This window comes from Bartonella sp. AD328YNZD, from assembly GCF_042196425.1.
The window spans coordinates 1-10,035 of the sequence record NZ_JBHIQG010000011.1 but is presented as its reverse complement, the minus strand read 5'-3'; the positions used below and the strand labels follow the sequence as shown (position 1 = coordinate 10,035).

Sequence of the window (10,035 nt, the reverse complement as noted above, 5' to 3'; positions counted from 1 at the left end):
GATTTTCATAAAGCAAAAACAACGGCATTAGTAACAGATATTGTTTATACACCATTGATAACTCCTTTTTTACAACAGGCAAAGGCTTGTGATCTCAAAACGGTTGATGGGCTTGGGATGCTTCTTCATCAGGCTGTTATAGGATTTGAACGGTGGTTTGGAATAAAACCACAGGTAACAAAAGCGTTAAGGACAGCCATTTTAGAGGATATGAGTGAAGAAAGAGAATGAAAATTATAGGATTAACTGGATCAATAGCTATGGGAAAATCAACAGTTGCTGATTTTTTCAGACAAGCGGGTATTTCTGTTTTTAGTGCTGATGAGGCGGTACAACAACTCTATAAAAGTGAGCCAGTTTTGTCACTCATAGAGCGTATTTTTCCTAGTGTTGTTGAAAACGATGAAGTTAACCGTTTGAAACTTTCTGAAATTTTGATTGATGATAAGGAAAAATTACAAACATTAGAAAAAATAATTCATCCTTTGGTGCAAGAAAAAGAAAAAGAATTTATTGATACAGCGCGCAAACAAGGGGAAAAATTAGTTATTCTTGATATTCCACTTCTGTTTGAAACAAATGGTGAAAATCGTGTAGATAGCGTTATTGTTGTTTCTGCTCCACCAGAAATACAAAAAGAACGTGTAATGATTCGCCAAGGTATGAATGAGAAAAAATTTGCCTTTATCAATGCCCAACAAATGCCAGATGAAAAAAAACGAGAACGTGCTGATTTTATTATTGATACAGGGAAAGATTTAGAAAATACCCGTCAACAGGTTTTTGATGTGATAAAAAAATTGCTAAAGAATTAAAATCATGCGTGAAATTATTTTTGATACAGAAACAACAGGTTTAGATAAAGAGAAAGATCGCATAATCGAAATTGGTTGTGTAGAAATGGTTGATCGTTATCTTACAGGGCGCCAATTTCATGTTTATTTAAACCCTGAAGGCGTTATTATTCCTGATGAAGTTGTAGCAATTCACGGATTAACCAATGAACGCCTAAAAAACGAGAAAAGTTTTAGTGATATTGTTGATGAATTTTTGGAATTTATTAATGGCGCGACAATGATTGCGCATAATGCGAGTTTTGATATTGGTTTTATTAATGCAGAATTAAAACGCGTCAATAAGCCGCTCATCAGTGTTGATAATATTCTTGATACATTGGCTATGGCACGGCGTAAATTCCCTATGGGTCCTAATTCTCTTGATATTTTATGCAAACGTTTTGGAATTGATAACAGCCATCGTGTTCTTCATGGTGCTTTACTTGATGCAGAGATTTTGGCCGATGTTTATATTGAATTGATTGGTGGAAAGCAGGGCATATTGGGTTTTGATAACAGAAAGAGTGTTGATGAACATACTCAAAGTGACAAAGATATGCCTTATGCAGTTAAATTTCGCCCACAGGCTTTACCTTCAAGATTGAGTGCGCAAGAAAAAAGATTGCATGCTGATTTTATCAATAAAATGGGTGAAAAAGCTCTGTGGAATAACTTCAAAGTTTATGAATAATATTCTTATCTTTTCTCTAAACAAGCTATTTAAGGTTAAAAATATAAAATATGGATACCAAAAAAAACGGTCGTTGTGGGGAGGGGAACACCACAACGACCTTGTCGTTACATTGTACCTCAGCTATCATAGGAGGAGCAAAATGAAAGCTATTAATCCTGTAACAGCAAAGAAAAGCTCTAGGTACTTAATATAAGTGCAACGACTTCATGTCTTATGGAAAGAAAAAATGGCTTTTTAGAGGCAAAGTAAAAAAATAAAATAAAAATGAAAAAAATATATACAGGTAATTTGTTTTTTAGCTGAAATGGAGAAATAAAATTATCATGAAAGCAACAGATCATCTTTTGTTGGTTGACGGATCAGGCTACATTTTTCGTGCTTACTATGCTTTGCCGCCTTTAAGACGTAAAAAGGATGGACTCCCTGTAGGAGCGGTAGCTGGTTTTTGTAATATGTTATGGAAATTACTTTGTGATGCTCGTAATACAGCTATGGGTATTATTCCAACACATTTTGCTGTTATTTTTGATTATTCATCTGATACTTTTCGGAAACAAATTTATCCTCAATATAAAGCGAATCGCGCTGAACCTCCTGAAGATCTAATTCCTCAATTTTCTCTGATACGCCAAGCAACAAAAGCTTTTAATTTGCCTTGTATTGAAAAGGAAGGTTTTGAAGCGGATGATTTAATTGCTACTTATGCAAAATTGGCAACGAAGGTTGGGGCAAAGACAACCATTATCTCTTCTGATAAGGATCTTATGCAACTCGTAAATACACATGTGTCCTTGTATGATGGAATGAAAGACAAGCATATAGGTATTTCAGAAGTTATAGAAAAATGGGGTGTTGAACCTGAAAAAATGATTGATTTACAAGCTTTGATTGGAGATTCAACGGATAATATACCGGGTATTCCAGGCATTGGTCCCAAAACTGCAGCCCAGTTGTTAAATGAATTTGGTTCTCTTGATCTTTTATTGCAACGCGTAACAGAAATTAAACAAACAAAACGGCGTGAAAACATTCAAGCTTATAGAGAACAAGTTAAAATGTCTCGTGAGCTTGTTAGGCTTAAAACAGATGTCCCTATAGACAGTGATTTAGATGATTTTATTTTGGAGCCACAAAATGGTCCGCGTTTAATTGCTTTTTTGAAAGCGATGGAGTTTTCAACATTAACGCGTCGCATAGCAGAGGCAACAACATGTGATGCAGCTGTTATTGATGCACTTGATATAGATGTTGAATGGGAAAAACTAAGCTATGGACATGATTTAGATATAAAAAATACTGAACGTGCATCTTTTCATAATTTTTCTGAAAATTCTCCACAAGTTTTTGCACAAAAACGTAAAGATCAAGCACTGTCTCAAAAAATTACAAGAGATACTTACACAACGATTCTTGAGGAGGAAACTTTAAAAGAATGGTTATGGCAAGCACAAGAACAGGGCTTTTTTGCTTTTGATACTGAAACAACCTCTCTTGATCCGATGCAAGCAAAGCTTGTTGGTTTTTCACTCGCATTACAACCAGGAAAAGCAGCCTATATACCACTTGAACATTTTGAGGAAAAAGAGGACCTTTTAAGGGATGGGCGTATTGCCTCGCAGATTGAGATCCAAAAAGCTTTGGCACTTTTAAAACCGCTATTAGAAGATTCAGCGGTGTTAAAAATTGGTCAGAATATAAAATATGATTGGTTGGTGATGAAGCAATACGACATTGTTATACGTTCTTTTGATGACACTATGCTTTTGTCATATGCTTTTGATGCTGGAACTTTAACCCATAATATGGATGATTTGTCTGAACGTTGGCTTGGACATAAACCAATTGCCTATAAGGATTTAACGCATAAAGGAAAAAAAATTACTTCTTTTGCACAAGTAGATTTAAAACAAGCTACCCTTTATGCGGCGGAAGATGCCGATATAACGCTACGCCTTTGGCAAGTTTTGAAACCGCAACTTGTTGCTCAAAAAATGGCAAAAATTTATGATCGCCTTGATCGACCACTCGTAGAAGTTCTTGCAAGAATGGAAGAACGTGGGATTCTTGTTGATAGGCAGATTTTATTGCGCCTTTCAGGAGAATTGGCGCAAGCTACTTTGATTCTAGAAGAGGAAATTTACAAACAAGCTGGTGAAAAGTTTAATCTTGCTTCGCCAAAGCAATTGGGGGATATCCTTTTTAGCAAAATGGGATTATCTGGAGGCGCTAAAACCAAGGGTGGACAATGGTCAACTTCTGCACAGACCTTAGAAGAGTTGTCTGCTGAAGGTCATCTATTACCGCGTAAAATTATTGAGTGGCGTCAACTTGCAAAGCTAAAATCTACCTATGCCGATGCTTTGCCTTCTTATATTTTACCAAAAACAGGGCGTGTTCATACGAATTATTCTTTGGCAATAACATCAACAGGGCGATTGTCATCATCAGAGCCAAATTTGCAAAATATTCCAGTACGAACTGCTGAAGGACGTAAAATTCGAACAGCTTTTATTGCTCCCAAAGGGCACGTGTTGCTTTCTGCTGATTATAGTCAGATTGAATTACGCATTCTTGCACATATTGCGGATATAAAAGCATTAAAAGAAGCTTTTGCTAAAGGACACGATATTCACGCTATAACGGCGTCACAAATGTTTGGCGTTGCAATAGAGGGAATGCATTCAGATATACGACGGCGTGCAAAAGCGATTAATTTTGGTATCATTTATGGTATTTCAGCTTTTGGCTTAGCCAATCAATTAGGAATTTCACGCCAAGAAGCGGGTCGTTATATTCAATTGTATTTTGAAAGGTTTCCAGGAATTAAAGATTATATGGAAAAGACAAAAAACTTTGCACGTGAAAATGGTTATGTAGAAACAATTTTTGGACGTCGTATCCATTATCCAGAAATAAAAGCAAAGAACGTAAAAATTCGTTCCCTTAATGAACGGGCAGCTATTAATGCCCCGATTCAAGGCTCTGCTGCAGATATTATTCGCCGCGCTATGATACAGATGGAAGATGTTTTAAAAGGAGAAAATCTATCAGCAAAAATGTTGCTGCAAGTACATGATGAACTGATTTTTGAAGTACCAAAAGAAGAGAGTAAAAAAACCATGGACGTTGTTAAAAATGTTATGGAAAATGCTACAATGCCGGTTTTATCTTTATCTGTACCCCTTGAAGTAAAAGTCATGACAGCTCAAAATTGGGATGAGGCACATTAACTTTTTTTATTTATTTTATGTTCAAGAACATTCATGGCGTTGGCAAGATTAAGGTAGGCTTTTATAGGCAAATGATCTGAGGCAATACGTGCAAGTGGTGAATGATGATTTTCAATATTTGTTACCAATTGGTGGGGAAAAGCAAAAACGCGATCAAGGGCTAAAAGAGGAAAACGCGAAGGAAAGCTTGGCACAACTTCAAGTGTGTTATCAAAATAGGGAGAAAAATGGTTCAAAGATGAGCCTTTTCCTATCCGCCATTCATTAAAATCTCCAATGAGGAGTGTAGGCATAAGGGAGCGATTTTGCAAAATTGCAAGAAGCATTTTTGTTTGTTGTTTACGAGAATAACGTAATAAGCCAAAATGAGCCGCAATAATACGAATAGGGCCTGCTTGCATTTCCAATTCTACAATTACAGCCCCACGTGGTTCAATACCAGGAAGAGTGATTTGTAAAGTTTCACGTACATATCCCTTTCGCAAAAAAAGAGCGTTCCCATGCCAACCATGACCATGAGGTGACATGGTATTGAGAGGCACAGGAATCAAGCCAGTTTCAGCTTTTAATAGCTGAAGATTAATCAAGCCAACGCGCTCTCCAAAACGTTTATCTGCTTCTTGAAGAGCAAGGATATCAACTTGTAATTCATTAATAACACGTACAATACGTGTAGGATTAAAAATTTTATCAGTACCTACACATTTATGCACATTATAGGAAGCAACGGTTAGATCATAATTATCATTTGGCTTGATGATGTTTGGTTGATGATGAGAGCGGCTATAGATTGCCTTTAAAAGAGAATTATGGAGCTTTTGTTGGATAAAACCAGTAAACCAAGGAAACTTTTGCTTGTAAGGTATTTTTGTCATTTTGCGAAAAGAATATAATCTCTAAGAGGCAAAGGGTAAAAACTTACACTAAAAACAAAAGAACCTTGTTTCTTTTGGAAACAAGGTTCTTTCATTAAGCGATGATCTTTTAAAATCAATCACGGTTTGAACCAAGAAATTGTAGCAAGAAGACAAACATATTGATGAAATCAAGATAAAGATTCAATGCACCCATAATAACTTTACGTCCTCTTGTATCACCTTCATCTCCTTCGTAATACATCAACTTAATGTTTTGAGTATCGTAAGCTGTTAAACCAGCAAAGATAAAAACACCAATAACGGAGATAGCAAATTGCAAAGCACTTGACCCAAGAAAAATGTTTACAATCATAGAAAGTAACAAACCAATCAATCCCATAAATAAGAATGAACCGATTGCTGTAAGATCACGCTTTGTTGTGTATCCATAAAGTGAAAGAGCTCCAAAAGTTGCAGCGGAAATAACAAAGGTTTGTACAATACTTTCTGTCGTATAACGCAAAACGATTGAAGATAGTGAAAGACCAACCAGAGCAGCATAACCAAAAAAGAGGCTACGAGCAGCATTTGTGCTCAGTGTATTAATTTTAAAACTGAGGAATAAGACCGCTATGAGTGGTGCAAACATAACAATATAAGAGAATGGTGATGTATAAAATGTTACTCCAAAAGATGTTAAATAAACACTGCTATTGATTTGAGCTGCTGCTTGACTCATATCTGTTGTCGTTGCTAATGATACAATTGCATAAGCGGCAGCAGCTGTAATAAGCAAACCAATGGCCATTGTATTGTAGACACCCAACATATAGTCGCGCAATCCCAGATCAATTGATGCATCGGCATGAGAAGCAGGCGCCGAACGTAAATTTTTAAAATTAGCCATAATATAAAATCCTTTAGCATATGTTCCGTCAGATATTGGGGTTTAAAAGTACCTCTGTCATTACAGATAAACACTTCGTATAAGTCCTAAATTGGCTAACACAAAAACCCTAAGAATCACTGGCGGAATTCCAGCACATCTGCTCTTATTATGGAGATTTATTTAAAAATTACAAGAGATTTATCTGAAGAAGGAACCTTACAAATTGGTAAGGAAATAGTTTATTTTGATGAAATAATATTTCCATTTTTTGCCATATTTTTGCAAGATAAAAAGACTATACTTAAAATTTTTTTACTGTTCATAGAAATTGTGTAATATAATTCTCTGTAAGGTATCAACGGTCTTTGCTTTGATGAAGAGAGAGGCAAATGTCGTCGCACTGTTTTTCAACTTACAATATTGCATCTGCTCTATACGGTTAGAAGACCTATTGAATTGAATCTTTTTATATAAAAACTGATATATAATAATAAATTATCGTTTTGTATGCTAAATTCTTCTCCGAATATCGTAAGATTCTCTGATGACAAATTTTCTTATATTAAATCAATCAAGGTTATTTATTTGCTTGCTCCACACAAGCAAGATTGGTGTGTAAAAGACATGGTTTTAATTAATTCAACATGCGAAAGTTCGAAATAAAAGAAATTTAGGGTTCTCATTCAATATACAAAATGGTAAACTATCATTATATATCAATATGTTGTATTATAAATAAAACATTGAAAATAGTTAAAAGATGTTGCTTATTAAGCAATATAAATAAAAGAGGGGTGTTTTTACACGAAGCGCTTAAGAAAAACACTGTAAAAATGACGCCTGTAAAAACTAAAAAACATATGAAAAGTAATTGTTTTAAGCAAATGAACAGAATTTAAATGCTGTAAAATATTTCCTCTCAGAATGGGATATAGGACATATGAATAAAAAATTATTGGTTTCTATTTGAGTTCATTCCTTTTACACGGATCAAGTATATAAAGATCAAGTGAAAGTAAGGTTTTATAATTCCATGAAAAGAAACACATGAAATTATTAGAAACAAGAATTGATTGAGAAAAATCAATTTGTAATCAGACTTGTGATGATTAATAACCTCTGGTTTTTAAGGCGCTGAACATATCAATGAGAAGATGTGCTATTGGAATGACGTTTTGCCTTCATCCAAGTACGCAATTCTTCAATAAGGATGGCAATAACACCAAGAGTGATAAAACTATCTGCAAGGTTGAAAATAGCAAAATGAAAGATATCATCAATATGAAAAAGGATATAATCAGTGACATGATGAAAGCGAATACGATCAATAAGATTGCCTATTGCTCCTCCAATAATAAGGATAAGACCAAAGCGCATTAAAGACTTATTATATTCAGTATTTTTCCATAACCATAGAAGAAAGATAATCACAATGATCGTGATGGCGATGATTCCCCAGTGAGAAAAGGAAGAAAAAAATGAAAATGCAATGCCAGAATTGCGCACATGATAAAGGGAAAGAAAAGGAATAAGCGAAATTTCTGTTCCTAAAGGCATATTGTGCATAATCCAGTATTTGACAGCTTGATCAAGTACTACTGTAAAAGCCAAGCCCAAGAGAAGAAAAGGGAGTGATTTACGAATCATGTTTTTCCTCACATGGTTCCAGTATTAAATAAGGGCGACGGATTTCATAAAGCATAACAGCTGTTGCTACTGCTAGATTAAGCGAATCAGCACGTCCACTTTGTGGAATACGCGCGAGTTTATTACACCGCCTTGTAAGAATATCTGATAATCCCTGTTTTTCATTTCCCATTAAAAGGATAACAGGACCATTTTTGAAATCAAGTGTCCGATAATCCAGAGATCCTTTAAGATGCGTGCCAACGATCATGCCTTTAAAGTGAGCAGACCAGTTTAAAAAGGCGCTTTCATCAAAACGATAAAGCGGTATAGAGAAAATTGATCCCATAGTTGCACGAACTGTTTCAGGCGAGAAAGGGTCTGTTGTTTCGCCAATTAAAATAACACCTTTAGCACCTACGGCATCGGCAGTTCGGATAATGGTACCAAGATTTCCAGGATCACGCACACGATCAAGCGCGATATAAACATCTTTAGTCTGTTCAGTTATCATTTCAAGAGGTTGCCATTTTTGTTTAAAAATACCAATAACTGTTTGTGGATTATCGCGTCGGGTAAGTGATTCCATAACCTTTTGTGAAGCTTTAATCACAAAACCACCATTGGCTACAACGCGTGCAGCAATATTTTCGATAGCAGCATTACCGATTTTGCTTTTAGAAAAAATAAGCGTCTGTATTGTCCAGCCGAGATCGAGAGCATCAATGACCAACTTCAATCCCTCTGCCATGAAAAGACCTTCTTTATTACGATTTTTCTTTTGGCTGAGCGCTTTAAGATCTTTTATAATGGGGTTGCTAAGAGAAGTAATTTCTTTCACTTTGCCAGTTTTAGGTCTAAACATATTCAAGCAATCCAACGGCTAAAAAGGGAAGTAGAAAGAGCGCGTCCTGCAACTTCTTCACGCAAAATAAGTTCTCCTGATTCGACCTTACCACCAAGATTTACAAATGCATCACGCATTAAAGCATGAAGTGCAAAGAAAGAAGCACGAATAGAGTAAGCTGTAAGCACAACAGAGAGCGGTTTATCAGAGAGAAGTTTACGACAATTTGTGATCATATCTGGTAAATGATCAAACAGTTGCCAAACTTCACCATGGGGTCCACGCCCATAAGCAGGGGGATCAAGGAGAATCATATCATAGCTTTTCTTACGACGCAGTTCACGCTCGACAAATTTCATAGCATCATCGCAAATCCAGCGAATAGAATGATCTGGTAATCCTGCTCTTTCTTGATTAGCTTTTGCCCACGCAATGGCTTTTTTAGAAGCATCAACATGGGTAACATTCGCACCCGCTCGTGCTCCAATCAAAGAGGCAATACCTGTATAGCCAAAAAGATTCAACAATTTTATAGGGCGTTCGGCTTTAACAATTTGTTCTTCCATAGAGCGCCAATGGGCATCTTGTTCAGGAAAAACTCCCACATGACGAAAAGAAGTAAAACGGCCTAGAAAAGACAGTCCATTCCAAGAAAGTGGCCATGTCTCATTAAGTGGCTTTTTAGGAAAATGCCAACGACCAACCCCTTCTTCATCACGATTTCCCGTGAAAATAGCGTCCACATCAGCCCATTGTTTCTGTGATAAAGCGGGTTTCCATAGTGCTTGACCTTCTGGTCGAATAATGCGGTAAGCTCCATAACGTTCTAATTTTTGTCCATGACCAGAATCAATGAGAGCATAGTTTTCGCTTATACCCGTTTCTAAAATAAGGGGCAGCTTTTCCTGCGGATATCTATTATTATGGGAGGATTGAAAGCATTGTGGGGGCATGTTTTGTATCACGGTATATGAGGTATAAAAATATATTATAAAGCTCTTAAATGTTTCGTAAAAGTGCAAAAAAGCTAAAGTCAATTAAAACATGTATAAAAAA

8 protein-coding genes and 1 pseudogene are annotated in these 10,035 nt (G+C 36.0%); 4 read left to right on the top strand and 5 right to left on the bottom strand.

Features of this window, described 5'->3' with window-relative positions; genetic code table 11:
• The 4 genes and pseudogenes from ACFIO3_RS01305 to polA form a co-directional block, all read left to right on the top strand.
• Positions 1–231 (top strand): annotated as a pseudogene (locus ACFIO3_RS01305) (shikimate dehydrogenase); the annotation flags it as partial.
• Positions 228–815 (top strand): dephospho-CoA kinase, encoded by a 588-nt coding sequence (gene coaE, locus ACFIO3_RS01300; protein WP_375608998.1) that lies wholly within the window; start codon positions 228–230, stop codon positions 813–815. The pseudogene ACFIO3_RS01305 and the gene coaE, both read left to right, overlap by 4 nt.
• A 4-nt stretch (positions 816–819) precedes the next feature.
• Positions 820–1,527, top strand: a complete 708-nt coding sequence (gene dnaQ, locus ACFIO3_RS01295; protein WP_375606099.1) for a DNA polymerase III subunit epsilon — start codon at positions 820–822, stop codon at positions 1,525–1,527.
• Between the two features lie 326 nt (positions 1,528–1,853).
• Entirely contained in the window at positions 1,854–4,760 is a 2,907-nt protein-coding gene (gene polA / locus ACFIO3_RS01290) for a DNA polymerase I (protein WP_375704041.1), read from the top strand.
• Here polA and ACFIO3_RS01285 read toward each other — a convergent pair.
• From ACFIO3_RS01285 to ACFIO3_RS01265, 5 genes are all read right to left on the bottom strand, one after another.
• Positions 4,757–5,635 (bottom strand): endonuclease/exonuclease/phosphatase family protein, encoded by an 879-nt coding sequence (locus tag ACFIO3_RS01285; protein WP_375614333.1) that lies wholly within the window; start codon positions 5,633–5,635, stop codon positions 4,757–4,759. The two genes, polA and ACFIO3_RS01285, sit on opposite strands and share 4 nt — an antisense overlap.
• A 115-nt stretch (positions 5,636–5,750) precedes the next feature.
• Positions 5,751–6,524, bottom strand: a complete 774-nt coding sequence (locus tag ACFIO3_RS01280; RefSeq protein ID WP_375606102.1) for a Bax inhibitor-1/YccA family protein — start codon at positions 6,522–6,524, stop codon at positions 5,751–5,753.
• A gap of 1,125 nt (positions 6,525–7,649) precedes the next feature.
• Positions 7,650–8,153: a signal peptidase II gene (gene lspA, locus ACFIO3_RS01275; RefSeq protein WP_375606103.1), complete on the bottom strand. Its 504-nt coding sequence runs from the start codon at positions 8,151–8,153 to the stop codon at positions 7,650–7,652.
• Positions 8,143–8,997, bottom strand: coding sequence for a TrmH family RNA methyltransferase (locus ACFIO3_RS01270; RefSeq protein WP_375606104.1), 855 nt, complete (start codon positions 8,995–8,997; stop codon positions 8,143–8,145). The genes lspA and ACFIO3_RS01270 overlap by 11 nt, the downstream gene beginning before the upstream one ends.
• Before the next feature lie 2 nt (positions 8,998–8,999).
• Positions 9,000–9,932 (bottom strand): class I SAM-dependent methyltransferase, encoded by a 933-nt coding sequence (locus ACFIO3_RS01265; RefSeq protein ID WP_375606105.1) that lies wholly within the window; start codon positions 9,930–9,932, stop codon positions 9,000–9,002.
• Between the last annotated feature and the right edge of the window lie 103 nt (positions 9,933–10,035).

Coding starts and splice junctions, on each gene's coding strand:
- coaE (WP_375608998.1), top strand. CDS start 228: ATGAAAATTATAGGATTAACTGGATCAATAGCTATGGGAAAATCAACA.
- dnaQ (WP_375606099.1), top strand. CDS start 820: ATGCGTGAAATTATTTTTGATACAGAAACAACAGGTTTAGATAAAGAG.
- polA (WP_375704041.1), top strand. CDS start 1,854: ATGAAAGCAACAGATCATCTTTTGTTGGTTGACGGATCAGGCTACATT.
- ACFIO3_RS01285 (WP_375614333.1), bottom strand. CDS start 5,635: ATGACAAAAATACCTTACAAGCAAAAGTTTCCTTGGTTTACTGGTTTT.
- ACFIO3_RS01280 (WP_375606102.1), bottom strand. CDS start 6,524: ATGGCTAATTTTAAAAATTTACGTTCGGCGCCTGCTTCTCATGCCGAT.
- lspA (WP_375606103.1), bottom strand. CDS start 8,153: ATGATTCGTAAATCACTCCCTTTTCTTCTCTTGGGCTTGGCTTTTACA.
- ACFIO3_RS01270 (WP_375606104.1), bottom strand. CDS start 8,997: ATGTTTAGACCTAAAACTGGCAAAGTGAAAGAAATTACTTCTCTTAGC.
- ACFIO3_RS01265 (WP_375606105.1), bottom strand. CDS start 9,932: ATGCCCCCACAATGCTTTCAATCCTCCCATAATAATAGATATCCGCAG.